Below are 24,857 nucleotides of genomic sequence, written 5' to 3' on the forward strand. Positions count from 1 at the left end.
GTCCCCGACTGCCGGGAAGCCTTCAAGCGTTGGGCAGCGCCCAGGAAGGGCCACCCGGATCGCGGTACCAGGCGCGCTGCCCGGTCGGGTGATCGTGTCGCGCGGAAGTCGCCTCGTGCCCCGGCCAGGTACACGTGCGGGACTCCAAGGAATGGAGGGCCCGCTGCTCGCCCTCGCCCCCGCCGCGTGGTCCGGCTTCGTCGCATACGCGGCCGGGGGCTGAGCCCCCGACCGCGTGCTGAAGCGGTGCCCGGTGGTCACCAGGGGCGGTCGAGTGCCTCACGTACGTCGGCGGCGAGGGTGAGACGCGCGCCCTCGATGGCGGACGCCAGTTGCGCCGGGGTGCTCGCGCCGATGATCGGGCGGACGAACGGAGTCGCGCCCGTCATCCAGGCCACCACCAACGCGCTGCGGGAGACGCGGAGTTCCGCCGCGGCCTCTTCCAGTGCGGCGAGGCGCCGGGTCGTACCCGGGTGGTCGAAAGCCTCGTGCAGGGGCCGGTCGGCGCGTTCGAACGCCCCCGCTTCCAGCGGGCTGTAGGCCCACAGCTCCATGGTGGCGTCCGTCGCCGCGTAGTCCAGCACCTCGTCGGTGATCCAGCCGAAGCGGTGTACGTGCACGTTGTCGCGTACCAGTGGGCGCGGCTGCGGGTAGGAGTAGCGCAGTTGCAGGGCGGTGGGCGGCGCGTAGCCCAGTGCGGCGGCGATGCCGCGGGCCCGTTCCGTGCGCCACAGCGCGTAGTTGGACAGGCCGACGCGCCCGACAGTGCCGTCCGCCACGTGTGCGCCGAACGCCGCGACGGTCTCCTCCAGCGGGGTGCCACGGTCGTCGCGGTGTGCCCAGTACAGCTCGACGTGCTCGATACCCATCCGGCGCAGCGATCCGGCGAGGGCCGCGTCGATCGCCTTGCGGCTCAGTCCTTCGCTTGCTTCCGGGAAGCTGCCCGGACTCGTCGGCTCGCAGCCGACCTTGGTACTGATTTGCACCCGTTCGCGTACGCCCGGCCGGGCCGCGAGCCAGCGTCCGATCAGCGCCTCGCTCTGCCCGCCGTGACCGCTCGGGTCTCCCCAGAACGCGTAGCAGTCGGCCGTGTCGATCCACACTCCTCCGGCGTCGACGTACTGGTCGAGCAGCGCGAAGGAGGTCTTGTCATCAATTCTGGTGCCGAATTCCATGGCGCCCAGGGCGATCTTCGGTTCGTCCATGTCCGTCACTGTGCAAGCTGGAGTCGACTACAGGTCAAGCTCGGTCGTCGCCGTGCGCCCACTCCTCGCCGAGCATCGCGTAGACGGCGAGATCGGCCCGTACGCCCTTGAGCATCTCGCCCTGCACGAAGTACGCCTCGCGGCGCATGCCCAGCCGCTCCATCAGGCGCATGGAGGAGGAGTTGTCGCCGTTGCACAGGCCGATGATGCGGTGGAAGCCGTAGGTCTCGAAACCGAGGCGCAGCACCTCGCGTCCCGCTTCGGTGGCGTAGCCGTGCCCGGAGTGGTCAGGGTGCATGACGAACCCGATCTCGGCCCGGCCCAGTTCGGCGCTCAGCCACGCCAGGTTGAAGTCGCCGAGAAGCGCCCCGGATTCGCGGTGTTCCACCGCGATGGCGAGGTTGTCGCCTTCCTTCTTGAGGTCGGTCTGGGTGAGGCGCCTGGTGAGTGCCTCTCGCGTCTCCTCCCGGCTGCGTGCGTTCCAGAGCAGGTAGCGCGTGACGTCCTCACGGCGCTGGGTTTCATACAGGGCGTCGAGGTCTTCCTCGGTGAAGGGACGCAGCACAAGCCTTCTCGAAGTGACAACCGGAAACGTCATGCGCGACAGCTTCCAGCAGCGCTCCGGGACGCGCAAACAAGACAGCGGGTCCCGGCCGCATGGACGCCCGGTCCGGGGTGAAGTCATGAAGGGGGTTTTCGCCGCCCTTCGCCCTTCTCTGCGCCGCGCGCCACGTGCCCCTCCCATGCCCTCACGTGCTCCAAGGAGGCTCGCTTGACCGGCCGCCCCGACGACCTGCTGCGCTCCGAGGTGCTCGAACCCCAGCTGCGCTTCGAACTGCACGCCCTGCTGCCCTGGTATGTCCGGCTGGAGAAGGTCCTGCTGGTGGAGTACTCCAGGATGGGGCTGCTGGACGCCCCGCAGGTGGCCGCCCTCACGGCGCGACTGGACGGGGCGACACCGGAGGCGGTCGGCGAAGCCGCGCGGGAGGCGATGAGCGATCTGGCCTGCGCGCTGGAGCGCCATGTCGGCCAGGGGCTGGACGAGCTGCCGCCCGCGTGGCATGTGGACGGCGGCCGGAACGACCTGCGGGCCGGGGCGCAACTGCTGTACGGCAGGGCCAGGCTGCTGGACAGCGCGTCGCTGCTGCTCGACTTCGGCCGCGCCGCGCACCGGCTCGCCTCACGCAGCACGGAGCTGATGATGCCGGGATACACACACCTCCAGGCCGCCGAACCGATCAGCCCCGGCTTCTATCTGGCCGCCCTGTGCGAGCAGGTGGAACACACGCTGTCGCGGCTGGAATCCGTCTACGTGACGGCGAGTACGTCGCCGCTCGGCGCGGGTGCGATGGCCGGTCAGCAACTTGCGTGGGACCGGGAGCGGATGGCCCGGCTGCTGGGCTGCGAGCGGGTGCAGCGGCACGCGTTGCGGGCGGTGGGCCAGCGGGACTGGGCGCTGGAGGCGTGCGCGGAGTTCTCGCTGCTGGGCGTCGCACTCAGCCGCTTCGCCACCGACCTGATGACGTGGAGCGGGACAGGACACGGCTTCATCCACCTCCCCGCCGCGTGGTCCGGAGTCTCACCCGCGATGCCACAGAAGAAGAACTTCCCCGTGCTGGAACGCATTCGGGGCCGCACTGCTCAGCTCGGCGCGGCGTACGCCGCCATCTCCACCGGACAGCGGAACACGCCGTACAGCCATTCGTTCGAGGTGTCGGAGGAGGCGAGCGCACAGGTGCCTGCGGCTTTCGACACACTGGATTCGGTGCTGCGGCTCTTCACCTCGGTGCTGGAGAACCTCAGCTTCCGTGAGGACCGGCTGCGCGAGGCGTGCGAGGCGGAGCACTTCGGCGCAGGCACCCTGGCGAATCTGCTGACCCTGCGCACCGGCGTCCCGTGGCGTGCCGCCCAGGCCGTCGCCGGGCGGTACATCGCAGCGGCGGAGGAGGCGGGCCTGCCGCCCGCCGCGCCGGACGCCGCCCTCTTCGAGCAGCTGCTCGCCGAGCACGGCCTCCGGGTGCCGGGCGCCGGAGCGCTGCTGCACGAGGCGATGGACGTACGGTCCGGGCTGACCGCCAAGCGCACCACCGGCTCCACCGCCCCCGACGCGGTGGGGCACCTGCTGGCCGCCCAGGGCGCGGAGTTCGAACGGCTTGCACTGCTGTGGTCGGGCCGCCGCCGCCGGATTCGGAAGGCCGCGGCGGAACTCGACGGCGAACTGACCGCCATCACCGAACGCCCCACCCGCCCTACCCGCCGCGATCCGGGGCGGTGAGCGGCGGTGAGGGGCGGGCGGGTCACGTGGGAGGGGGAGTCGGGGCCGGGGTGGGGGCCGGGAGGTGGGTGCAGGTGGAGGAGTCGGGGAGGTCGTCGGCGAGGAATACGGTTTGGGCCATCATCCGGTAGCCCGCCATTCCCTCCCGGAACGTCTCGATGGACTCCTCGGGGTGCACGGAGTCGATCACCGCGTGCTCTCCGACTGCGTTGAACTGGTGACTCACGCCCCGGGGGATCTGCATGTCCACAAAGGAGCAGGGCGGCACGACCAGGTTGTATCTCGTCCGCACGACGTCGTGGGGCGCGTCCGGCAGGGTGTCCTCGAAAGTGTGCGGCACAAAGGGGGTGACGCCCTCGACTATGTTCACCTGGAACGGAGAGAGGCTGCTCACCCGTATCCGGGTCTGCGGGCCGGTCATCATTCTCACGAACCGCAGGCCGGTGTGCAGATGCATACGGGAGCAGACGCCCCGCTCCTCGACATTGTAGAAATCCATCAGATAGCGGTCCGCGAAGAACTCCTCGAAGGGCGCCTCCAGCATGTAGACATCGCCCTCCTCGAAGGTCTGGAAGCGGGTGATGCCGTCCTTGTCCCGGCTGGTCGCCGACGGGTTCGTCTTCGCGCTCCCCACGACACCCGCGAAGGCGCTGACGACCGCCAGCGCCACGTCCGGAGGCAGTTGCAGCACGGGTGTCACCGCGTTGCGCGCGGCATCGGTGAAGGCGGCCACGTCGTGCACCTCGTTGGCCGCGTCGGCACTGCGCTTCATACGTGGATTCGACACGCTGCTCGCAACCCCCCGGATACAGTGCTGGTGGGACGTGTGGTCCGGACGCCGAGTGTACTGAGCGGGCTTGGGGGAGCTGCTGATGATCTGCCCACACTGCGCCAAGAGCCTCCTGCGCAAGGAGCGGACCGGCCGCATCTGCACGCACTGCAAGGGGAAGTTCGCGCTGGAGCCGAAGGAGAACAGCCTCCGGCTGCACGACGTCCGGATGCGCGAGCTCGCCGACAAGCTGAGCGACGGGAAGCGGCTCGCGTACACGCCGCCCCAGTTGTGGTACGCCGCCCTGCGCAATCGCGTACCGCCCCCGGAGGAGGGGTATGGCGGGTGCAGCTGCCTGCTGTTCGTCGGGTTGGCCATAGCCCTGTTCGTCCTGGGCTACAACGACTTGATAGAAGATCAGGAGATCGTCTTCGCCGCCCTGTTCGCGTTGCTCGCGGTGCTGCTCGTCGGTCTCGTGGAGTTCCTGCTCCGCCGCCGTGCGCAGCGCGACGGTGCCCACAAGCTGCCGATGTCCCTGGAGACGTTCCGCACCTCGGTGCTGCCGGGCTGGTCCACGGTTTACGGCGCCCCGCCTCCCGGACTGGTCGACGAGGGCCACGTCCGGTCCCCCGCCCCGGAGCGGCCACGGATCGCGCTGGCCTGCCCTGACCGGGGCGTCCTGGCCTGCCTCGCCGCGAACGGCGTACCGGAGGCGTACTCCATGGTGCTGGCGGAGACGGTGCAGCAGATTCCGCCGGGCGTCCCGGTGATCGTGCTGCACGACGCGGCTCCGGCCGGGCTCGCCTTCGCCGACGGTGTCCGGATCGCCTGCGGCGAGCGTGCCGTGCCCGCCGGGCTGCTGCCGCGCGTGGCGATCGCCCACAAGTCGGCGTTCCGGCTGCGCACGAAGCCGCTGGCGCAGTCCCAGAGGGACTGGCTGCGGGCCACCTTTCCCGCCCTGACCAAGGAGGAGCACGCGTGGCTGGCGCAGGGCTGGTGGTCACCTCTCGCGGCCGTACGGCCCGCACAGTTGCTGCACGCGGTCACCAGGGCGGCGGAACGGGCTGAGGCCCAGTCCGACCCGGAACTGCACCAGGCCCGCGCGAGCGGCTTCCTCACCTGGCCGACGGCATGAGCGGGGGCGTGAGTGGGGGTACGAGCGGGGGCGTGAGCAAGGCAGTGCTGGACGGCGCTCTGCGCGCGGCCGCCCGCCGGGCCGCCGCGCCGGGCGGGCTGTGGTTCACCGAGCGGCAGCTCTACTACGAGCTGTGCCGGGTGCTGCTCCCCTGGCATCGGGCGCCTCGCCGCCTGCCCTTCACACTCGCCCCCGCACTGACCTACGGCGGCTTCCGTGCCGCACTCCAGCGTCATCTGAGCCGGGACGGCGGGATCCCCGGACTGCTGCCCAGGGCCGTACGGGGAGTGACGCGGCGGGCGGCGGGCCGCCACACACCCGAGCCGGACCTCTTCGACTACGGCCTTCCCCGGCTGCTGGTGTGCGAGTCGGAGGACATCGCGGCCATGCTGCGGGCCAACAAGCTGCCGATGGAATCCGCCTGCCCCGTCTACAGCGCCGCCGAACTACCGCTGGACTCCGGCGTGTCGAGGATGCTGACGCAGGCCGAGCGGCCTGCCGTCCATCTGCTGCACGACGCGTCCGTCCACGGGCTCGGCTTTCCGGCGCGGCTGCACCGCCTTACCGAGGTACCGGACGGAGTGCGGATCGTCCCGCTCGGCCTGCGGCCCCGGCAGGCGGCTGCCGTCCATCTGATCCACGGACGCGGCCCGGTGGCCTCCCGAGGTGCAGAGACCGGAACAGAGGCAACGGTCACCCTCACTCACCGGGAGCAGGAGTGGCTGAGCCGGGGCCGGTTCACCGAAGTCGCCGCGGTCAACCCGGCAGCACTGCTGCGTACCGTCCACCGCATGGTCCGCGAAGTCCCCCCGGCCCGGCGAGAACTGTCCGGTCTGCGGCGGACGCGTGAGACCGGTTTCCTGAGCTGGCCCTCGGCATGAGTGCCCCTGAGAGGACGTGACGTGCCCCAGACGCGGGAGATCACCTACACCGACGAGCTGCTCGCCGACGGCACGGTGCACCGTCGCTATGCCGACGGACGGCAGGAGTGGCGCACTCGGGGAGCCGGTGGCCTGGTCTCCTGGCGCGACGACCGCGGCGGTTCGGGCACCGACGAGTTGCTGGGACGGCGGATCGTCAAGCGCGCGTACGCCGACGGGCGCGTCCTGTACGGCCGGGAGGGCGGCTTCGGCCGCACTCTGTGGAACGACGGGGTGCTTACGGTGAACCAGACGTCGTCCGGCCACGGGGTGAGCAGGATACTGACCTCGATGGCCGCCGGCGGAGTCGTCGCCGGAGTCGTCGGCGGATGGGCCGCGCCGCCCGAGTCACTGACTCCGGAGGAGGAGGCCGAGCTGCGGCGGGAAGCGGAGGCTCAGGCCGCCGCGTCCAGCGGCGGCGGCGGTGACGACGACGGCGGCGACGACACGGGTTACGGCGACTGGGGCGGCGTAAGCGGCGACGACGGCGGCGACTTCGGCTGAGAGCCCGCCGGGTGACCTGAGAGAGACCTCTGGGAGAGGACGGTAGGGATGTCCCGCTGGTGCGTGTGCCTGACCGAGGATGACCCGGCCGGGCACCTGGAGAGCATGGGCGGCCGTCCGGTGCGGGCGGCCGGGGCGTACGCGCTGGGACTGCTCGACGGGCCGGGCACCGCCTCCGGCCCCTTCCGGGCCGGCCCGCTGCACGCGGTCGGGGAGGTCACGCTCCACAACGCGCCCGAACTGCGCGCCCTCCTCGGCCGCGGAAGCCTTCCCGCCGACTGCCCGGACGGCGAGCTGTTGCTGCGCTGCTACGCCCGCTTCGGCACCTTTGGACTGGCCGCCGCCGAAGGCATGTTCGCCCTGGCCATCGCAGAGCCCACCCCCTCCGGCACCGAACTGATACTGATACGCGACCACTTGGGAGCCCGTACGCTCTACCACGCCCGTGCCGGGGCAGCATGGGCCGCCAGCACCTCACTGCGGGCCCTGCGCCGCTGGCCGCCGTTGGACACCGGCCTGCATCTGCCCGCTGTACGCTCCTTCCTCACCTTCGCCTATCTGCCCGGCCGGGAGACTTTGCTGCGCGGCGTCCACGAGGCACTGCCCGGGCGCTGCCTGCGGCTTCGCGCGGACGGCAGCAGCATCGAGGAGACCATCTGGGAGCCCGCCGAGGTGACGGACGAGCGCCCGCCCGCCGAGCACGCCCTGCGTCTGCGGGAACTCCTCGAAGACGCCACCGCACGGCGCCTGCCGGACGCGGGGCCGGTGGGCGTACTGCTGTCCGGCGGGGTGGACAGCAGCCTCGTGACCGCGCTGGCGGCGAAGCTGCACGACCAGCCGGTGCGTTCGTACTCGATCAGCTTCGGCGGGGACACGCCCAACGAGCTGGCGTACTCCGGTCTGGTGGCCGCGCACTGCCACACCGAACACCGGGTGCTCACCGTGCCCGGCGAGACCGTCGCGGCGCGGCTGCCGGAGACGGTCGCGCTGCTGGACAGCCCGGTGGGCGATCCCCTCACCGTGCCCAACCTGATGCTGGCCGAGGCCGTCGCGGCGGACGGCATGGACGTCGTACTCAACGGCGAGGGCGGCGACCCGGTCTTCGGCGGCCCCAAGAACCTGCCCATGCTCATCCACGAACTGCACCGCGACGAACCGGGTACGGACTCCAGAGCCCTCGCCTATCTGGACTCCTACCGCAAGTGCTACGCCGACCTGCCGGTGCTGCTCACCCCCGGCGTGCTCGCCGAGCTGGCCGACGCGCCGCCGCTGACCGGCCTGGTGGCGCCGTACCTGCGCCCGGGACAGATGCGCAGCCTGCTCAACCAGCTGCTGCACACGAACCTGCGCACCAAGGGCGCGCACCACATCCTCACCAAGGTGGAGCGGATCACCGCCGCCAGCGGACTGGAGGGGCGCGCCCCGCTGTTCGACCGCGCGGTCGTCGACCACGCTTTCCGGGTGCCGCCGAGGTGGAAGCTGAACGGCACCAGCGAGAAGTGGATCCTGAAGGAGGCGGTCCGCGACCTGCTGCCCGCGACTGTCATCGACCGGCCCAAGAGCGGCATGCGGGTACCCGTACAGCAGTGGCTGGACGGGCCGCTGCGCGAACTGGGCCACGACCTGCTGCTGGGGCCCTCCGCCCGCGCCCGCGGCCTGTTCCGCGAGGACACCCTCCGTACGTGGCTGCGCCGCGAGGGCACTCTGCTGCCCCGCCAGGGCGCCAAGCTCTGGCTGGTCCTCACCCTCGAACTCTGGCTGCGCTCCTTCGCCCCTGCCCCCTGAGGACGGCTGGAGACAACACGGCAACAAAAGCGCGCACGCACAACGCTCCGGACTATGGTTACCCTCCACAACAGTGCGCTCACAGGGGGTCGGATGCACAGCGACGGCACGACGGGGGACGGCCCGGACGACCCTCCGGGCACGGTGATCGCCCAGCGCTACCGGCTCGAGAAACCACTGGGCCGGGGCGGAATGGGAGTGGTCTGGGAAGCTCACGACACGAGCCTCGACCGTAAGGTGGCTGTGAAGGGCCTGCTGTATCCCGGCGCGGCTCCCGTCACTCAGGCGCAGTGGGTGAGCCGGGCACGCCGCGAGGCGCAGGCCATCGCCAGAATCGAGCACCAGAACGTCGTCGCCGTACACGATGTGGTCGAGGACGGCGAGCAGGTCTGGATCGTGATGGAGCTGCTCAACTCCCGCTCACTGGCCGACCTCCTGGCGGAGCAGCAGCAGCTCGCGGTGCCGCACACGGCGCGCATCGGCCTTGAGGTGCTGCGCGGGCTCACCGCCGTGCACAAGGCCGGTGTGGTCCACCGTGATGTGAAGCCCCACAACATCCTGTTCCGGCCCGACGGACGCGCGCTCCTCATGGATTTCGGGATCGCCACCTTCGAGGGCGCCGTGCAGGTCACCCGGACTCACGAACTCATCGGCACGGCGCAGTACCTCGCACCCGAGCTGCTCAGCTCCACCCCCGATCAGCCCCGCGCCGCGTCCGCCGCATCCGACCTGTGGGCCCTCGGCATCACGCTCTACGAGATGGTGGAGGGTCGGCGCCCCTTCCAGGGACTGACCAACCTGGAAGTCTTCATCGCCGTGCGGGAGTCGCCCGTACCACCCATGAAGTACGCCGGGCCGCTCTCCACGCTCATCGAGGCACTGCTGCGCAAGGACCCCGCACAGCGCCCAGCCGCTGCCGAGGCGGAGCAGATGCTCCAGGCCGTCACCCTGGACTCCCTCGCCCTCGACACACCGGCCAGTCCGAGGCCCGCGCCCTCGGCAGCGGCAGCTGGCGCAACGGCGGGCGCTGGAGCAACGGCGGGCGCGGCCGCACCGGGGCCCGGACTTGGCCAGGTGCCGGAACCCGACCGCTCCGAACCAGGTGTCCCCAGGCGCCGTGACCGGTGGAAGGTTCCGGTCGCCGTGCTCTGCACGGCCCTGCTCGCCGGAGGCGCATGGCTCCTCTGGGGGCAGCCGGACGGTTCCGGTGAGCAGGACAACTCCGTGTCGGACAAACCCGCTGGCGAAAAGACGTACCGGAACACGGACGGCAGGCTCCAAGTCGGCGTCAAATCCGATCAGCCTGGGCTGAGTGTCCGAAAGGGAAAAACAGACGAGTACAACGGTTTTGAACCCGCACTGGCGCTGGAAATCGCCGAGCACATGGGATACCAGGAAGAGGATGTCGAATTCGTAAGGGTGACCACAGCCGATCGAGCTGATCACTTGATCACGGACGACGTCGATATCGTCATCGCCACGTACAGTATCGACGAAGAGCGGAACAAGGACGAGGGCGTGGACTTCGTCGGCCCCTACTACAGACCTCTCAAGGCGATCCTGGTGAAGAACAAGATGTACCAGGACCTCGCTGACGTCCAGGACTCCTCGACCTCCGAGGTATGCACCGCCCGGAACTCGACGTACGACGAGGAGTGGTTCGAGAAGTACGGGCTCACTCCGAAGAAGAATCAACCAGAAAGCTACGAGAAGTGCATCGCTGCGCTGGATGACCCGGGAACGAATCTGGATGCAGTGGCCACGGACGATGTCATCGCTGATGGCTATGCAAGCCAGCATTCCGACTGGAAGACCATCAGACTCGACCCCGATCCGCAGGGGTACGGCGTCGCCGTCAAGAAGTCCCAGGACGAGAGCACACGGCTCCTCAAGAGGGATGTGTGCCGCGCCCTGTCACAGTTCAGGAATGGGTCTTCGGGCGGCAAGTCGACATTTGAAGCCCTCTACGACCGCCATTTGAACAAAATTCGCGGCCGAGGGGCCCCTGACGCACCGGAACTGGTCAAATGTAAGGCGTACCTGCCCTAACACAGGTCCTTGGCCGTCAGCTCGGTCATTTCTTCTTCCGTGAAGCCGAACGGCCGGACGATGCGCAGAAGTCCACCGGTCTTCCTCAGCTTGAGCAGTTCGGCGTTGAAGGCGTCGCGAAGCTCCGTCTCAGACTGGTGGAAGGCGAACCCGCTCGCGCTGTGCACGGGTTTTCCGTCGACGACCGGCCAGAACGCCTCGGTGACCTCCACGGCGGAGTCGCCCTTGGCGGCCTCCGCAAGCATGAGCCGCGTACCGGCGAAGGCATCGATGCGGCCCACGGAGAGGGCGCGCAGACCGGCAATGTCGTCGACCAGGACCTCGGTCCCCTTCACACCTGCGGCCTCGGCAGACTCGATCTGTGCGTAGCCGGTGCCGGTGCCGAGCTTGACGCCCTTCTCGGCGATGTCCTCATAGTTCCTGACCCCGTGCGGATTGCCCTTCCTGACGAGGAGGGCGTCCTTCATCTGCACGTCCGGGTCGGAGAACAGGACCTCTTCGCAGCGGTCCGGTGTGATGTACAGGGAGGCGGCGATCACGTCAAAGCTCCGTGCTTTGAGGCCGGGAAGGAGAGCGCCGAATTGGACAGTCACCGCCTCGACGCGCGACACACCGAGCCGCTTGAAGATCACCTTGGCCACCTCGGGGGCCTCGCCCGTCGGCTCGCCGCCGTCGACGTAGCCGAATGGCTTCTCGCCCGCCACGCCGAGCTTGACCGTCCCCGCCGTGCGCAGCCGTTCGAGCAGGGCGCCGCCGCCCTGCCCCGCTCCCCCAGGCGAGCCTACGCCCTTCTCGTCCCTGGTCAGCGCGTACGTGGTGACGCCCGCTGCGCCGACGGCGACCGACGCGACGCCGATGCCCAAGAGCCTGCGACGGGTGAGCAGCGCGCGCGGCGGTGCCGGAGAAGGTGGCAGGCCGGGTGGCTGCGGAGGGGCGTAGGCGTGCGGACCGACGAAGACGGGCGGGCCGAAGCTGCCGCCCCCGCCGGGGGTGGCGTCCTGCACGGAAGCGGCGCCGTACGGGGGCGCGTCGCTGACTGGACCGCCGGCCGTTCCGCCGACCGTTCGCGGAGGAGCCTGGGTCACGGGTGCGGGTGCGGGTGCGGGGACAGCATCGGCGGCGGCAGGCCCGGTGGCACCCTGGTCCGGCAGGCGCAGCGCCCGCAGCCGGTCCTGCACCTCCCGCGCCGACGCCGGGCGGTCGTCGGGGGACTTGGCGAGCAGTTCGCCCACGAGGAGGTCGAGTTCGGCTGGTACGCCGGTGCGTCGCCAACTGGGCGGCTGCGGCTCGGTGTGCACGTGGGCGAACATCATCGCCGCAGGCTCGGGGCTGCCGAACGGCAGCTCGCCGGTGAGCAGTTCGTGCAGCAGGCAGCCCAGCGAGTACAGGTCGCCACGGGCGTCGCTGGGCCGGGCGAGCAGACGCTCGGGCGGCATGTAGGCGGGGGTGCCGACCATGTGCCTGGTCGTGGTGGCGCTGGTGGCCGTGGTCGCGAAGCGGGCGATGCCGAAGTCGAGGATCTTGATGACGCCCTGCCCGGTGACCATGAGGTTGCCGGGCTTGAGGTCGCGGTGCACGATGCCCTCGTCATGGGCGGCGGCCAGCGCGGAGGCGGTCTGCGCGGCCCAGTCGACTGCGGTGGCCACGGAGGGCAGGCCGTCCCTGCGCAGCACCCGGCCGAGGTCACGTCCGGGGACCAGCTCCATGATCAGGTAGAGGCTGCCGTTCGTGTCCTGGCCGAGGTCGTGCACGGTGACCACGCCGGGGTGGTTCAGACCGCCCGCCGTGTGCGCCTCGCGCAGGAACAGCCGTTCGTCTTCGGCGAGTCCGCCCTCGTGCTGAAGCAGTTTGACGGCCACCCGGCGGCGGATCACGCCGTCCCAGGCCGCCCAGACCTCGCCCATACCGCCACGGCCCAGCAGCTCTGCGAGCTCGTACCGCCCCGCGATCACACGGCCTTCCGGCATTTCTCCCCCGACCGGTACGTGTCCGGCGTCTTCGACACCCCTCCACCGCAAACTCGTGGGGAGACGGCTGCTCTGCCCGAACGGTTCCCCCGCAGTGCCCGGACAGCATAGTGGGCACGGCATCCCTGCCCGAACGGCTCACGAACGCGGCTCCGTTGACGTGACGGCGTAGCGCGCGGGCGTCGTGCCCACGTGGCGTGTGAAGTGCCGGTTCAGATGTGCCTGGTCATGGAATCCCACGGCCGTGGCGACTTCGGCGGCCCGTCGGCCGTCGAGCAGGAACCGGCGGGCCCGGTCGATGCGCTTACCGGTCAGGTAGGTGTGCGGCGGAAGGCCGTAGGTCTGTTTGAAGCAGCGGATCAGATGCGTGGGGTGAGCGTGCAGGACGGCGGCGGCCTGTCGCAGCGAGAGTCCGCTGGATATGCGGGAGTCCAGCAGTTCCCGCAGGCCGGCGGCGAGACGGTGTGCCTCACGGCCCGGTGGACGGGGGCGGAGCGCGTCGAGATGGAAGTGCAGCCGTTCGCGGACGAACGACAGGCGCGATTCGGCTTCGAACGCGTCTCCCGCATGGCGGAGGGACTCGTGCAGTTGATGGATTCGCTGCCGAAGCCGTGCGTCGCCTATCACCGGGCCGTCCACCGCGCTGCCGGTCAACCGCTCGGGGAGCACCGTCGTTTCGAGATAGAGCACGCGTTTGCGGAAGCCGGACTCCGTCACCGTTCTGCCGTCATGCAGAACGCCCGGAGGCAGCAGGAGCACACTGCCCGTGCCGGTGGTGGCCCCGTGCCTGCGGCGGTCGAGCGCGAAGTCGACCGACCCGTCGTCGAGGATCATCAGATCCCATGTGTCATGGGTATGGGCCGGGTAGGCGTGCTCGGTGAAGTGCGCGTGGAAGACCTCCGCGATCCCCGGGACTGACGGCTGCCAGGCGTTGATCTGGGTGCGCGGTCGGTCTCCTGCCATGTCAGGAACGTACAAGACCGGCGGAGTACCCACGCGGCAGGCTCAGGACACCAGCCGGGGAAGACATTCTCCGGCGTGACCGAGCGACTGTGAGGACACCCCATGTCTGAGCTTCCCCGGAGCGTCAATCTCGCGGAAAGGCTCTCGCAGTTCAGCGAGCTCTGGACGCAGAAGAAGGTGGCCGACCTCAACGACTACGAGGTGAAGCTCGCCAAGCTGAAAGGAGAATTCGTCTGGCACACCCATGACGAGACCGATGAACTGTTTCTGGTCATCAGCGGCCGGCTCACCATCCAGCTCAGGGCGGGAGACGTGGTCCTCGAACCCGGCGAGCTGTTCGTCGTGCCCCGCGGTGTCGAACACTGCCCGGTGGCGGACGAGGAGTCGGCAATCCTGTTGCTCGAGCCGGCGGGGACGATGAACACCGGTGACGCGGGCGGGCCGATGACCAAGGCAGCCGAGTCGCTCAGCACTTAAGGGCTGTCCCGTGATCCCTGGCGGGCGCTCGACGACAGCTACGGCACCTCGCTGCGTTGCCGGAACGCCCGGACACGCCCAGCAGGTGTGCTTGTTCTGCGGCGGGAGAGGTCTGGTCCAGACCTATTGACGGCGACTCGGGGTCACCTTACGTTCGGTCCATCATCCGCGTACGTCTCCAGACGCCCCACAGTCCCGGAGCTGAGCGTGCCTTCCAGACTGTTCCCCCTGCGCTCGCAGCTTCCACGGTGAGGGTGCGTCATGGCGCGAAGGGAGCACAACATGATCGGTCGGATTCCCCGTCTACTGGGGGTCGGTCTGGCGATGGCGTTCGCCGTGCCGATGCTGATCGCCTCGGCGCCCAGCGCGGCGACGAAGGCGGCGCAGCAGGAAACCTGCGCGGTCAAGTCAAAGCCCTCGGGCAAGGTGCTCCAGGGCTATTGGGAGAACTGGGACGGCGCGGCCAACGGCGTGCACCCGCCGTTCGGCTGGACGCCCATCACGGACAGCCGCATCCGTGACCACGGCTACAACGTGCTCAACGCCGCGTTCCCCGTGATCCGTTCGGACGGCACCGTGCTGTGGGAGGACGGCATGGACCGGACGGTGAAGGTGGCGTCCCCGGCCGAGATGTGCGCGGCGAAGGCCTCCGGCCAGACCATCCTGATGTCCATCGGCGGAGCCACGGCCGGTATCGACCTCAGCTCCCGCACCGTCGCCGACCGGTTCATCGAGACGGTGGTGCCGATCCTCAAGGAGTACAACTTCGACGGGATCGACATCGACATCGAGACCGGCCTCGTCGGCAGCGGCGACATCAACCAGCCGTCCACCTCGCAGGCCAACCTCATCCACATCATCGACGGCGTACTCGCCCGCATGCCCGCCAACTTCGGTCTGACGATGGCGCCGGAGACGGCCTACGTCACCGGCGGCAGCGTGGTCTACGGCTCGATCTGGGGCGCGTACCTGCCGATCGTGAAGAAGTACGCGGACAACGGCCGCCTGTGGTGGCTGAACATGCAGTACTACAACGGCAGCATGTACGGGTGCTCCGGCGACTCGTACTCCGCGGGCACGGTCGCCGGCTTCACCGCGCAGACGGACTGCCTGAACAAGGGCCTGGTCATCCAGGGCACCACGATCAAGGTCCCCTACGACAAGCAGGTTCCGGGGCTTCCGGCCCAACCGGGTGCCGGTGGGGGCTACATGTCGCCGAGCCTGGTCTCGCAGGCGTGGAACCACTACAACGGCGGCCTGAAGGGCCTGATGACCTGGTCGCTGAACTGGGACGGCTCCCGCTCCTGGAGCTTCGGCGACAACGTCAGGTCCCTCCAGGGCCGCTGACGCGCAGTCCTTACGTCAGCCGGACCGCGCCCTGGTCCGTGGTGGTGCGGCGCCAGTGGTCCCAGGGCTGCGCCGCGATCCACTCGGCCACCGGGGTGAGCCGTACGCCCAGTCGGCGTGCGGTCCGCCCCGGGTCCGGGGCGAGCAGGCCGGGGTCTTCGCCGGTGCTCACATGGTGATAGATCCCGGCCACCCCCGCGGCGGCCTCGGCGCCCAGGACATGGCTCAGCCCCTCCTCGAACTGCGGGACGCTCAGCGGCTGGTAGACCACCTCCCTTCCCCACACGCGGGCGAACGCCTCGGCGAGCTGCGGTCCGGTCAGCACCTCCGCCCCGCCGACGTGCAGGACCCGGCCCACTGCGTCCTCCGCCTCCAGAGCCGCCGCCACCACGGCCGCGAGGTCGGTGTGCGGCATCCACGCCACCCGCTCGCCGGCGGGAAGCGGATAGGCGAGCACTCCGTCATCGACAAGCGCCGGGCCGTTCCAGGGGCTGAAGAGGTTGTCGAGGTAGACGGGCGGGCGCACCACCACGGTGGGTACCCCGCTCCCCCGCAGCACCTCCTCGGCCGCCCGCCGCGTCTCGAAGCCGGGACGGCGCGTCGCCACCTCTGGCAAGGGGGTGTTGGTGTTGCAGACGAGCCGCTGGACACCCGCCTCATGGGCCGCACGGGCGAGGTTGCGGGCGTAGCGGAGGACGGTCGCCTTGTCGTAGACCAGCGGCAGCGTCACCGCCGCGTGGGTGACGCCTTCGAAGGCCCGGCGCATGTCCTCGGCGCTGCCCAGGTCCCCACGGACCGTCGGCACCGCGGGGCCCGGCCGATCGGGGGCGGGGCCCGGCGGGTTGCGGGCGAGACCGGTCACGTCCTCGCCCCTCTGGGCGAGTAGCCGTGCGATTGCTCCGCCCTGGAAGCCGGTGGCTCCGGTCACCAGGAATCGCTTCGGGCGCTGCTCGTTCTCGGTCATCTGCGCATGCCTCTCTGAGGAGTTCGGGCGGGAGGTGGGAGTGGAAGGCGCAGCCGAAGCGTCAGCAGCGCGCCGATCGCCGCGAGGGCGGCGCCGACCAGGAACGCGGTGCTGAAGCCCGCCGTGAGAGCCGCCTCGGTGCCCGCCGCGCCCGCCGTCCCCGTACCGGCCGCCACCCCGGTGCCGGCCACCGCCTCCGTGCGCGCCGCCGCGACGCCGGACAGCACCGCCAGACCGAGCACCGAGCCGAACTGCAGTCCGGTGTTCACCAGGCCCGAGGCCAGTCCCGCCTCGTCCCGCGAGGTACCCACCGTGGCAGCGATGTTGGTGGTGACGGCGACCAGCGGCAGGGCGACCCCGAGGAGCAGACTCGGCGGCAGGACGTCGGCGGCGAAGGAGCCGGTGACCGACAGCCTCGACTGCCAGGCCATGCCGAACGCCACGAGTACGAACCCGGTGCACATGACGGCCCGCAGCCCGTATCGCCCGATCAGCCGATCGGCGACGGCGGCGACCGCCACGACCACCAGCGACAGCGGCAGCAGCGCGAGTCCGCTGCCGACCGCTCCGTAGTCCAGGACCTGCTGGAGGTAGAGGCTCACCAGGAAGAACATCGGGAACAGCGACATCTGCCACATCACGGCGAGTCCGTTCGCCAGCCGCAGCGTGCGGCGCCGGAAGACGGCGAGTGGCACCAGCGGGAAGGGCGCCCGGCGCTCGATGTGCACGAACAGCGCCAGCAGCGCCATCGAGGCTGCGGCCGTGAGCAGGGTCCGCGGCTCGTCCCAGCCCGCCTCCCCGGTACTGACGAGCGCGTACGCGAGCAGGGCCAGTCCGAGGGTCACGGTGACGGCGCCCGGCAGGTCGAAGCCGGGTGCCCGCCCCGCGTATGCGGCCCGGCCCGGCGGCAGCAGCCGGAGGGCCGGGACGATGAGCACCGGTACGGCGGCGGCGTTCATGGCGAATGTCGCCTCCCAGCCGAGCCAGCTGGTCAGTACGCCGCCCAGCACGGTGCCCACCGCGCCGCCCGCCCCGGCCATCGCCGCGAAGACCCCGAGCGCCCGGTGGCGCTCGGGGCCGTCGGCGAACAGCGTGAGCAGCAGCGCGAGGCTGGCGGCACCGGCCATCGCGGCGCCGACTCCCTGGACCGCGCGTGCGGTGATCAGCAGCGCGGCGCTGTCCGCGAAGGCACCGGGCAGTGAGCCGACGGCGAGGGTGGCGAGTCCGGCGACGAACAGCCTGCGCCTGCCGAGCAGATCGGCGGCACGGCCGCTCAGCAGGAGCAGGCCGCCGAAGGAGACGAGATAGGCGTTCGCCACCCAGGAGAGTGCGGCGGGTGATATGTCCAGATCCCTGCCCATGGAGGGCGCCGCCACATTGATCACCGAGGTGTCCAGGATCAGGAGGAACTGGGTGCAGGCGAGCAGCGCGAGCGCGCGTCCACGGTTGCCGGGGCCACTGCCGGTCATCTCGCTGCTTGCCGCCTTTCCGACAGGGGTGGGGTGAGGACACGGGGCGGCATGGGCCCGCCCGGCCCCTGCAAGGATTCAGCGCCGGGCAGCTACGATCAATTAACGGAACACCCTCATGGTTTAAGGATCGTCCGTGGACCTCGCACCGATTTCCGCGCCCGCGGATGTGCTCAGCGAGCTGCTGAAGCCGCTGCGCCTGACGGACATCTACTCCAGCAAGTGGCTGGCAGGCGGCACTTGGGGCGTCGTCGGTGAACAGGACAGCCACGCCGTCCTCCACTACATGGTGCGCGGCAGCTGCTTCGTCACCCTGGACGAAGCCGAGCCGGTTTCACAGGCCAGACAGACCGGACAGGCCGAGCGGGTCGGGCCGGGCCGGCTGGTCCGGTTGGAGGAGGGGGATCTCGCGCTCTTCCCGCACGGCACCGCCCACACCTTCTCCTCCGCCCCCGGCCGCGCGACCGCCGGCCTGCGCACCTTCCTGCCCGACCTGCCCCCGGGCGGCTCGGGCGTCGTCACCCTCGGCAGCGCAGCCCCCGACACCGAACTGCTCTGCGCGAGCCTCCACTACGACCCCGGCACCGAACCGGGCCTCTACCGCGCGCTCCCCCGCGTACTCGTGCTGCGCGCCCACCTGCTGCGGGGCGAGACGCTGCTGCTGCGTACGCTCGACTCGCTGAGTGCGGAGATCGGCCGTACGGCGCCCGGCGCCCGGCTGGTTTCGCTGCGCGCCTTCGAGATGGTGTTCGTACTGTCACTGCGGGCCGCCATGGAGCGGCTGACGGACACCTCGCCCGCGCTGCGGGCGCTGCGGCACGCGGGGGTCAGCAAGGCTCTGACGGCCATCTACAGCGCGTTCGCCCAACCGTGGACGGTGGGGACGCTGGCCCGTGAGGCGGGCATGTCCCGCTCCGTCTTCTCCCAGGTCTTCCGGGAACTCGTCGGTGAGCCCCCTGCCCGCCACCTGCTGTTGCGGCGGCTGCAGGAGGCGCGGCTGCTGCTGGCCGACGGTGCGGTGGCGCAGCGGGACATCCCCGGACGTGTCGGTTACGAGAGCCGGGTGGGCTTCCATCTGGCCTTCCGCAGGGAGTTCGGCATGACCCCGGGCGAGTACCGCGCGCTGCGGTGTGGAGGTGCGGCGTCCGCCCCTGTGGAGTCTTCGCCGCGCGACCACGTGACCATGTGATCGTATGACTGGGTGACCGGTGCTCGCCTGCCGTCCGGGGCGGCCGGGTCGGGGTACTGATGTCCGGACCGCTAGCATCGCATTCCGGCATCAGGAACGGAGTGTTCATCTGTGCGTCATCTTCGCGTCGGCGTGGCCATCTTGACCATGGGGAACCGGAACGACGAACTGCAGAAACTACTCGACTCCGTTGCGGCTCAGAAAGTCCCCGCGACCCAGATCGTGGTGGTCGGGAACGGCTCACCGCTGCCACCCCTCCCCGCCGGTACGACCGAGGTCGAACTGGAGGAGAACCTGGGCGTCTCCGGCGGCCGCAACGCCGCGCTCGACAAGCTCCGGGAACTGGGTGACGTCGACCTGGTCGTCAACCTGGACGACGACGGGCTGCTGATCAGCCCGGACGTCTTCGGCCAGCTCACCGACCTCTACGCGGCTGATCCGAGCCTGGGCATCGTGAGCTTCCGCATCGCCGACGAGCGGGGCCGTACGCAGCGCAGGCACGTGCCCCGGCTGCGCACCAGCGACCCCGCGCGCGGCGGACTCGTCACCACCTTCCTCGGCGGCGGACACGCCCTCTCCATGGAGATGCTGGAGCAGACCGGCGGCTGGCCCGACGAGTTCTTCTTCGCCCACGAGGAGACCGACCTCGCCTGGCGGGCACTGGACGCGGGCTGGCAGATCCGCTACGAACCGGAACTCGTACTCCAGCACCCCTGGACCTCCCCGGCCCGGCACGCGGTCTACTACCGGATGGTCGCCCGCAACCGCGTATGGCTGGCCAAGCGGCATCTGCCCGCGCTGCTGGTGCCGCTCTATCTGGGCACCTGGGTGGCCCTGACCGCCGCGCGGACCCGGTCCCCCGCCGGACTGCGGGCCTGGGCGGGCGGCTTTTCCGAGGGGATACGGAATCCCTGCGGGCCGCGGCGGCCGATGCGGTGGCGCACGGTGTGGCGTATGACGAGGCTGGGGCGGCCCCCGATCATCTAGGGTCTCTCGTTTGGATCTCGCTGGGCTCGCGTGCCCTGGTGCCGCACCTCGCCGCGTTGTCGGAGTCGCCCGAGTACGCCCGGTACGAGGACGTTCCTCCGCCTTGCGATCCGTCCCCTGCCTGCGACGGGGAGACCCCCGCACCGGACGCCGCAGGGTGATCCTCAAAGACCGCCCGGACAGGGCCAAGTGCTTGTCGGGGAGAGGTGGATGCCCTCGTAGGCGAGCCACTGGGCGAACGAGTGGAGGCCGAGGCGCAGATCGGTGGACGGCTTCCAGCCAGGCGGTGCGGGCCAGGCTCGCGCCGCTTCCGGTGCGGACTCGCCGAGCCGCGCCGGTGACAGCTCCTCACCGGCGGCCAGCGGGACCGGCCGGACGGCCTCGCGGACGGCCGCCGCCAGACCGGCGACCGTACACGGCTCGCGGGCCGCGAGGCAGAACTGCCGCTTTGGCGGCGGATCGTGCAGCAGCCGGGAGAGAGCCTCCGTCAGATCGGCGGTGTGCAGCGGGCGCACGGGTGCGCCCGGGGCGGGGTACAGGTGCAGGGGGCGGCTCCGCAGCGCGTCCCACACCAGGCGCCCGATGGGTGATTCCCGCGAGCAGCCGGGGCCGTAGAGGTCGCCCACCGCAAGGGTGTACGAGGCCGGGGTGCTCGGGGTGCTCGGGGTGGCTGGGGTGCCGGTCAGGATGCGCACGGCGATCGTGGGCTGCCCGCGCCCGTCCGGTCCGTTCAGGCCACGCAGGTCGAGCAGCGCGTCGAGGCCGCCTTCGGCCGGGGCGCCTGAGCCGAGGACGGTGACCCGGTGGCCCCGGTCCGTCAGCCCCCGCACGACGTGTTCCCCCAGCGGGGTCGCCGCGCCTCGCACGCCGACCCGCCGTAGCCGGGCCGGGCGGGCCGCCCCGCCCGCCGCCGACTCGCCTTCCCGTGCCCCCGCTTCGAGACCCGCTTGCAGGCCCGCCCGGACGATCCGGGCGAACGCGTCGCGACGCTCCTCGATCTGCTCCTCCGTGGCGGCATGGCTGATGCCGCCTGGCCCCAGCGTCGCCAGCGACTCGTCCAGCACCGCCTCGTCGACAGCACCGCCCGCGCACCGGTGCCGCTCGCGCAGGGACACGAAGCCCATGGTGAAGGCGGTGAGCCAGGCCGCGTGCCCGCCGTCCGGCACGCCCGCGCCGAGGGTGCGGGCGGGTGACAGCCGTTCGGGCCGCAGCCCGGCGCCTTCGAGGTACTGCTCGCATCCGAGGTGGAGCCAGCGCTCCGGCCCTGGGCCGTCCTGCCGGACGGCACACTGCGCGAGACCCTGCTTGAAGAACGGCACGACCCGCAGACCGGTGAGCCGCGCGCCCTCGTGCGCCGGGGCGTACGACGGCAGGAAGCACACCGAACGGCGCGGCCCGCGGAAGGCGTTGCCGGAGATGCTGCCGTGGTCCTCGTGTTCGGCGAAGCTGGGGACCGACACGTAGGCCGGGATGCCACGGGCTCGCAGGTAGCGGCTCATCAGGATGTCGTCGGGCCAGCCGTCACCCACCCGGCGTCTGCCGTACGCCACGAATCCGGCGGCGATCTGCCGGGGCAGGATGAGCGCGACGCAGGGGAAGTACTCCCCCACGGCTCCGACCCAGCGGGCACCCGCCATGGCGCCGAAGCGTGCCGCCGCGCCGTTCCGCGAATCCCACAGGGCGAAGAGCGCGAGCGCCGCGTCCGGCATCTCCTCGACCGCCCGGCGGGCCCGCGCGAAGAAACTTTCGGACAGGATCATGTCGTCCTGAACGACCAGATGGTGGGTGGCGCCCTCCTCGATGGCCGACCACGCGGCCAGCGCGGTGCGCAGCACCGAGGGTGTGCCGGCCGGGTCCGGGTCCATGACGACGCGTAACGCTCCCGGCGGGGCTTGTGAGGCCAGCCGTTCCGCCGCGGGGAGACGCTTCGGATGAGTCATCACCGCACCGCTCAGCATGGCGTGCCCGACACGGCGCCGCTCGACCGCTCACGCGTCACAGATCCTCCGTCTTCCGGTACGGGCGCAACTGGAATCGGACAGTACGGCGGCCGGTCCCGGAGCCGCAAGACTGCCGAAAGGCCCTCTGGCACAGACCAATGACACTCGCCATGATGACTTCACGGGCACATCCCGTCACACAAGGGCACCAGACTCCCTCGGAGTCCGACGAGAGGCTTCCCATGTCACAGGTATCGGAGCAGCACGGCGGCACCACGAGCCACGTCGGCACCACCGCAAGGACCACGAGTGGGGGCGAGGGGCCGACGGAAGCCGGAGCCGGCCCAGTGGCCGGCGCTACGGTCCTCGCACGGCTGGAGAGCCTGCGCGGCGCGCGTGTCGTGGTCACCGGGGGCGGCGGGCTGGTCGGCAGCCGGTTAGCCGGGCTGCTGCACCGCGCGGGCGCCGAGGTGACCGTGCTGGACCGGATGGACGCCTACCCGGGCCCCGTCCACGCGTTGTTCGGTGTCGACGGGCTCGGCGTGAAGGTGGTGCGCGGCGACATCCGCGACCGTGAGGTGGTGCGCCAGTTACTGGCCGGGGCGGACCATGTGGTCCACGCGGCGGCGTACGCGGACGTCGCCGCGTGCACCAGGCATCCTGGTACCGCCTTCCGGGCGAATCTGGAGGGCACCGAAGTGGTGCTGGAGGAGACCGCCGCCGCCGGGGTGCGGCGACTGGTGCTGGTGTCCTCCGCCGCCGTGTACGGGAACGGGGAGGAGCGGCCGGGGCAGGAGCCGCAGGAGTTCCACGAGGACCACACCCCCCGCCCGCTCTCCGTCTACGCGAACTCCAAGCTGTGGGCGGAGCACCAGACGAGGCTGCTGCTGGGCGGATCGGCGGGCACCGAGTACGCGGTGCTGCGCTACTTCTCCGTCTACGGCGATCCGCAGGTCCCCAAGCCCGGCAGCCACTCGTGGATGGTCCCGTGGCTGACCATGCAGGCCCGCCTCGGCCGCCCGATGCGCCTGAACGGAGGCGGTGTGCAGGTCCGGGACCTGGTCCATGTGGAGGACGTGGCGGCGGCCACCGCGCTGGCCCTGACGGAGGAGCGGATGGCCGGGCAGACGGTCAACGTGGGTACGGGCACGCCGACGTCCGTGCGCGCGGTGGGCGAGCTGATCGCCGCGCACTTCCCCGGCTCCCGGTTCGTCACCACTCCCCTGCCGCCCGGCGACCCGCTGGGCGGCTTCGCTTCGACCCGCCGCACCCGCGAACTGCTGCGCTGGTCGGCCGGCATCGGCATACGTGAAGGGGTCGACCGGTACGTGCGCTGGCTGGCCGACACCCCTGCGGCCCTGCCGGACTGGCTCAGCGAGTCGGCCGCATGAGTTATGTCGGGTCCTACGTCTGGTCGCTGCGCCAGACGGTGGGCAGCCAGCTGCTGCTGGTCCCCGGCGCACAGGTCCTGTTGCTGGACGAGGACGGGCGCGGCCTGTTCCAGCAGCGCGCCGACTCGGGGGTGTGGGAGCTGCCCGCCGGGGCGTGCGAGGAGGGCACCGATTTCGCGGGCACCGCCATGCGGGAGCTGCGGGAGGAGACCGGGCTGCTGGTCCAGCGGGAGGACCTGACCGCCTTCGGCACGCTCTCCGATCCGGCAGTCCACACCCTCACCTACCCCAACGGCGATGTCACCCACTGTTTCGCGCTGTGCTTCGTGGCCCGGCGGTGGTCCGGCGAGCTGGCGCCCGATCCGGAGGAGGTGCGGCGGGCGGAGTTCCACGCGCTCTGTGACCCGCCCGGTCCCCTGCACGGACCGACCCCGGTCGTGCTGGGTATGTTCCAGGAGTACGACTCCACGGGAAGGTTCCAGGCCCGGTGACGGCGAACGGAAGGACGGCCCGCCCCCGTGCGCGCGCGGCGGTGCCCTGCCGGGCTTGCCTCTCGGGCGAGGATCTGGACTGGCTCGGCGGCCGGTCCGTCAGCCTTGCCCTGGACTTGAGGACGACGGTGGAGATACCCGCTGAGCCACCAGCTGAGCCGGGCCTGCCTGGCCCACCTGGCCCGCCGGGCCCGCCACGTCCGTCGGCCCAGGAGGCGGAGAGCGGCTGGCCCGCGCAGGTGTGGGCCTGGCTGCGGCGGCGGCTGCCGGACGCGGGGCTGGCCGCGCGGCCCCCAGCCGTGACGGTGCACAGCGACGCGCCTGCCGCCAGCGGGCTGTCCTCCTCCACCGCGTTGATCGTGGCGCTCTTCCGCGCCTTCACCGACGCGTGCGCCCCGGAGCCGCGCATCTCGGCCCGCACGCTGGCGCAGTGGGCGTACGAGTTCGAGTTCGCCGTCTTCAACGGCGGCGGCATGGATCACCTCGCGGTCATCGCCGGGGACGCGCTGCTCATCCAGGGCCGGACGACCGGGCTGCCCCTCATACGGGAGCAGGCGCGGTTCCCGGACGAGTGGGCGGTGCTGGTCGTCGATTCGGCCACCCGGAAGGACACCGGGGACCACATCCGCACCGTACGGGCGCGGCTCGCGGCCGGAGATCCACGGCTGTCCGCCTACACGGCACGCACCGACGAAACCTCGGCGGCGGTGTGGGAGGCGCTGGGCGCGCGTGATCTCGGTGCGCTGGGCGCCGCGATGAGCGGGGCACACGGCGCCATGCGCGATCTGCAGGGCATGTCGACGGAGGTGCTCGAGGAGCTGCGCGTGCTGGCGCTGCGCGCCACCGGTCTGCCGCTGAAGCTGAGCGGGGCCGGGGGCGGCGGGGCGCTGGTGGGGGTGTGCCGGGCTGCCGAGCGGGAGACGATCGCGAAGGCGCTGCGGGAGGCGTACCGGCCGGTGCGGCCGGGGGCGCGGGTCATTCCGGCCGAGGCCGCGCCGGGTCTGGACTGAGGACCGCTGCCCGGCCGTCG

21 protein-coding genes and 1 pseudogene are annotated in these 24,857 nt (G+C 70.9%); 13 read left to right on the forward strand and 9 right to left on the reverse strand.

The annotated features are described in order from the left end of the window. Positions 1 to 257: 257 nt before the first annotated feature. Positions 258 to 1,205 (reverse strand): aldo/keto reductase, encoded by a 948-nt coding sequence (locus LHJ74_RS17945; protein WP_260219083.1) that lies wholly within the window; start codon positions 1,203 to 1,205, stop codon positions 258 to 260. A gap of 34 nt (positions 1,206 to 1,239) precedes the next feature. Beyond that, positions 1,240 to 1,803: a GNAT family N-acetyltransferase gene (locus LHJ74_RS17950; protein WP_260219084.1), complete on the reverse strand. Its 564-nt coding sequence runs from the start codon at positions 1,801 to 1,803 to the stop codon at positions 1,240 to 1,242. Between the two features lie 174 nt (positions 1,804 to 1,977). On the opposite strand from LHJ74_RS17950, the gene LHJ74_RS17955 reads away from it, so the two are divergent. Further along, positions 1,978 to 3,480: an argininosuccinate lyase gene (locus LHJ74_RS17955; RefSeq protein ID WP_260219085.1), complete on the forward strand. Its 1,503-nt coding sequence runs from the start codon at positions 1,978 to 1,980 to the stop codon at positions 3,478 to 3,480. Between the two features lie 22 nt (positions 3,481 to 3,502). Here the strand turns inward: LHJ74_RS17955 and LHJ74_RS17960 are convergent, their stop codons facing one another. Continuing rightward, positions 3,503 to 4,252 carry a hypothetical protein gene (locus LHJ74_RS17960; RefSeq protein ID WP_260219086.1) on the reverse strand — a complete coding sequence of 250 codons (750 nt, stop codon included), beginning with the start codon at positions 4,250 to 4,252 and terminating at the stop codon, positions 3,503 to 3,505. Positions 4,253 to 4,352: 100 nt separating this feature from the next. Here LHJ74_RS17960 and LHJ74_RS17965 point away from each other — a divergent pair, with 100 nt between their 5' ends. The 5 genes from LHJ74_RS17965 to LHJ74_RS17985 all read left to right on the forward strand — a co-directional run bounded on the left by LHJ74_RS17965 (position 4,353) and on the right by LHJ74_RS17985 (position 10,642). Further along, positions 4,353 to 5,384 (forward strand): hypothetical protein, encoded by a 1,032-nt coding sequence (locus tag LHJ74_RS17965; RefSeq protein WP_260219087.1) that lies wholly within the window; start codon positions 4,353 to 4,355, stop codon positions 5,382 to 5,384. Positions 5,385 to 5,416: 32 nt separating this feature from the next. Further along, positions 5,417 to 6,265 (forward strand): hypothetical protein, encoded by an 849-nt coding sequence (locus tag LHJ74_RS17970; protein ID WP_260219088.1) that lies wholly within the window; start codon positions 5,417 to 5,419, stop codon positions 6,263 to 6,265. A gap of 21 nt (positions 6,266 to 6,286) precedes the next feature. Next, positions 6,287 to 6,808, forward strand: a complete 522-nt coding sequence (locus LHJ74_RS17975; protein WP_260219089.1) for a hypothetical protein — start codon at positions 6,287 to 6,289, stop codon at positions 6,806 to 6,808. Positions 6,809 to 6,856: 48 nt separating this feature from the next. Beyond that, positions 6,857 to 8,593 carry an asparagine synthetase B family protein gene (locus LHJ74_RS17980; protein ID WP_260219090.1) on the forward strand — a complete coding sequence of 579 codons (1,737 nt, stop codon included), beginning with the start codon at positions 6,857 to 6,859 and terminating at the stop codon, positions 8,591 to 8,593. A gap of 93 nt (positions 8,594 to 8,686) precedes the next feature. Continuing rightward, positions 8,687 to 10,642, forward strand: a complete 1,956-nt coding sequence (locus tag LHJ74_RS17985) for a serine/threonine-protein kinase (protein WP_260219091.1) — start codon at positions 8,687 to 8,689, stop codon at positions 10,640 to 10,642. On the opposite strand, the gene ehuB is transcribed toward LHJ74_RS17985, so the two are convergent. The 3 genes and pseudogenes from ehuB to LHJ74_RS18000 all read right to left on the reverse strand — a co-directional run bounded on the left by ehuB (position 10,639) and on the right by LHJ74_RS18000 (position 13,572). Continuing rightward, positions 10,639 to 11,556 carry an ectoine/hydroxyectoine ABC transporter substrate-binding protein EhuB gene (ehuB, locus tag LHJ74_RS34445; protein WP_260219363.1) on the reverse strand — a complete coding sequence of 306 codons (918 nt, stop codon included), beginning with the start codon at positions 11,554 to 11,556 and terminating at the stop codon, positions 10,639 to 10,641. The genes LHJ74_RS17985 and ehuB overlap by 4 nt on opposite strands. Positions 11,557 to 11,838: 282 nt before the next feature. Next, positions 11,839 to 12,732 (reverse strand): annotated as a pseudogene (locus tag LHJ74_RS34450) (serine/threonine-protein kinase); the annotation flags it as partial. Positions 12,733 to 12,747: 15 nt separating this feature from the next. Beyond that, a complete protein-coding gene (locus tag LHJ74_RS18000) occupies positions 12,748 to 13,572 on the reverse strand; it encodes a helix-turn-helix transcriptional regulator (protein ID WP_260219092.1) in 825 nt (274 codons plus the stop codon). Positions 13,573 to 13,674: 102 nt separating this feature from the next. Between LHJ74_RS18000 and LHJ74_RS18005 the strand changes: the two genes are divergently transcribed. Together LHJ74_RS18005 and LHJ74_RS18010 are read left to right on the forward strand one after the other, a co-directional pair. Then, positions 13,675 to 14,049, forward strand: coding sequence for a cupin domain-containing protein (locus LHJ74_RS18005; protein WP_260219093.1), 375 nt, complete (start codon positions 13,675 to 13,677; stop codon positions 14,047 to 14,049). A gap of 282 nt (positions 14,050 to 14,331) precedes the next feature. Beyond that, on the forward strand, positions 14,332 to 15,396 hold the full coding sequence (locus LHJ74_RS18010; RefSeq protein ID WP_260219094.1) for a chitinase: 1,065 nt from the start codon (positions 14,332 to 14,334) through the stop codon (positions 15,394 to 15,396). A gap of 10 nt (positions 15,397 to 15,406) precedes the next feature. Here LHJ74_RS18010 and LHJ74_RS18015 read toward each other — a convergent pair whose 3' ends face one another. Then, the gene (locus LHJ74_RS18015; protein WP_260219095.1) at positions 15,407 to 16,360 is read right to left on the reverse strand and encodes an SDR family oxidoreductase; all 954 of its coding nucleotides are present in this window, start codon (positions 16,358 to 16,360) and stop codon (positions 15,407 to 15,409) included. Then, complete coding sequence (locus LHJ74_RS18020; RefSeq protein ID WP_260219096.1) at positions 16,357 to 17,829, reverse strand: MFS transporter; 1,473 nt, start codon at positions 17,827 to 17,829, stop codon at positions 16,357 to 16,359. The genes LHJ74_RS18015 and LHJ74_RS18020 overlap by 4 nt, the downstream gene beginning before the upstream one ends. Positions 17,830 to 17,965: 136 nt before the next feature. Between LHJ74_RS18020 and LHJ74_RS18025 the strand changes: the two genes are divergently transcribed. Both LHJ74_RS18025 and LHJ74_RS18030 read left to right on the forward strand, forming a co-directional pair. Continuing rightward, a complete protein-coding gene (locus LHJ74_RS18025) occupies positions 17,966 to 19,018 on the forward strand; it encodes an AraC family transcriptional regulator (protein WP_260219097.1) in 1,053 nt (350 codons plus the stop codon). 111 nt (positions 19,019 to 19,129) lie between these two features. Next, entirely contained in the window at positions 19,130 to 20,005 is an 876-nt protein-coding gene (locus tag LHJ74_RS18030) for a glycosyltransferase family 2 protein (protein ID WP_260219098.1), read from the forward strand. 164 nt (positions 20,006 to 20,169) lie between these two features. Here the strand turns inward: LHJ74_RS18030 and LHJ74_RS18035 are convergent, their stop codons facing one another. After that, entirely contained in the window at positions 20,170 to 21,945 is a 1,776-nt protein-coding gene (locus tag LHJ74_RS18035; RefSeq protein ID WP_260219099.1) for an NAD-dependent epimerase/dehydratase family protein, read from the reverse strand. Positions 21,946 to 22,292: 347 nt separating this feature from the next. Here LHJ74_RS18035 and LHJ74_RS18040 point away from each other — a divergent pair, with 347 nt between their 5' ends. The 3 genes from LHJ74_RS18040 to LHJ74_RS18050 are packed head-to-tail and all read left to right on the forward strand — an operon-like array spanning position 22,293 to position 24,837. Continuing rightward, the gene (locus tag LHJ74_RS18040; protein ID WP_260219100.1) at positions 22,293 to 23,336 is read left to right on the forward strand and encodes an NAD-dependent epimerase/dehydratase family protein; all 1,044 of its coding nucleotides are present in this window, start codon (positions 22,293 to 22,295) and stop codon (positions 23,334 to 23,336) included. Then, entirely contained in the window at positions 23,333 to 23,827 is a 495-nt protein-coding gene (locus LHJ74_RS18045) for an NUDIX domain-containing protein (RefSeq protein WP_260219101.1), read from the forward strand. Before LHJ74_RS18040 ends, LHJ74_RS18045 begins: the two co-directional genes overlap by 4 nt. Beyond that, positions 23,824 to 24,837: a mevalonate kinase family protein gene (locus LHJ74_RS18050; protein WP_260219102.1), complete on the forward strand. Its 1,014-nt coding sequence runs from the start codon at positions 23,824 to 23,826 to the stop codon at positions 24,835 to 24,837. Before LHJ74_RS18045 ends, LHJ74_RS18050 begins: the two co-directional genes overlap by 4 nt. The last annotated feature ends 20 nt before the right edge of the window (positions 24,838 to 24,857 follow it).

The sequence above is a fragment of the Streptomyces gossypii genome, from assembly GCF_025165795.1.
Taxonomy (GTDB): domain Bacteria; phylum Actinomycetota; class Actinomycetes; order Streptomycetales; family Streptomycetaceae; genus Streptomyces; species Streptomyces gossypii.

Coding starts and splice junctions, on each gene's coding strand:
- LHJ74_RS17945 (WP_260219083.1), bottom strand. CDS start 1,205: ATGGACGAACCGAAGATCGCCCTGGGCGCCATGGAATTCGGCACCAGA.
- LHJ74_RS18035 (WP_260219099.1), bottom strand. CDS start 21,945: ATGACTCATCCGAAGCGTCTCCCCGCGGCGGAACGGCTGGCCTCACAA.
- LHJ74_RS18045 (WP_260219101.1), top strand. CDS start 23,333: ATGAGTTATGTCGGGTCCTACGTCTGGTCGCTGCGCCAGACGGTGGGC.
- LHJ74_RS18020 (WP_260219096.1), bottom strand. CDS start 17,829: ATGACCGGCAGTGGCCCCGGCAACCGTGGACGCGCGCTCGCGCTGCTC.
- LHJ74_RS17950 (WP_260219084.1), bottom strand. CDS start 1,803: ATGACGTTTCCGGTTGTCACTTCGAGAAGGCTTGTGCTGCGTCCCTTC.
- LHJ74_RS18015 (WP_260219095.1), bottom strand. CDS start 16,360: ATGACCGAGAACGAGCAGCGCCCGAAGCGATTCCTGGTGACCGGAGCC.
- LHJ74_RS18000 (WP_260219092.1), bottom strand. CDS start 13,572: ATGGCAGGAGACCGACCGCGCACCCAGATCAACGCCTGGCAGCCGTCA.
- LHJ74_RS18010 (WP_260219094.1), top strand. CDS start 14,332: ATGATCGGTCGGATTCCCCGTCTACTGGGGGTCGGTCTGGCGATGGCG.
- LHJ74_RS17985 (WP_260219091.1), top strand. CDS start 8,687: ATGCACAGCGACGGCACGACGGGGGACGGCCCGGACGACCCTCCGGGC.
- LHJ74_RS17960 (WP_260219086.1), bottom strand. CDS start 4,252: ATGAAGCGCAGTGCCGACGCGGCCAACGAGGTGCACGACGTGGCCGCC.
- LHJ74_RS18005 (WP_260219093.1), top strand. CDS start 13,675: ATGTCTGAGCTTCCCCGGAGCGTCAATCTCGCGGAAAGGCTCTCGCAG.
- LHJ74_RS17980 (WP_260219090.1), top strand. CDS start 6,857: ATGTCCCGCTGGTGCGTGTGCCTGACCGAGGATGACCCGGCCGGGCAC.
- LHJ74_RS17965 (WP_260219087.1), top strand. CDS start 4,353: ATGATCTGCCCACACTGCGCCAAGAGCCTCCTGCGCAAGGAGCGGACC.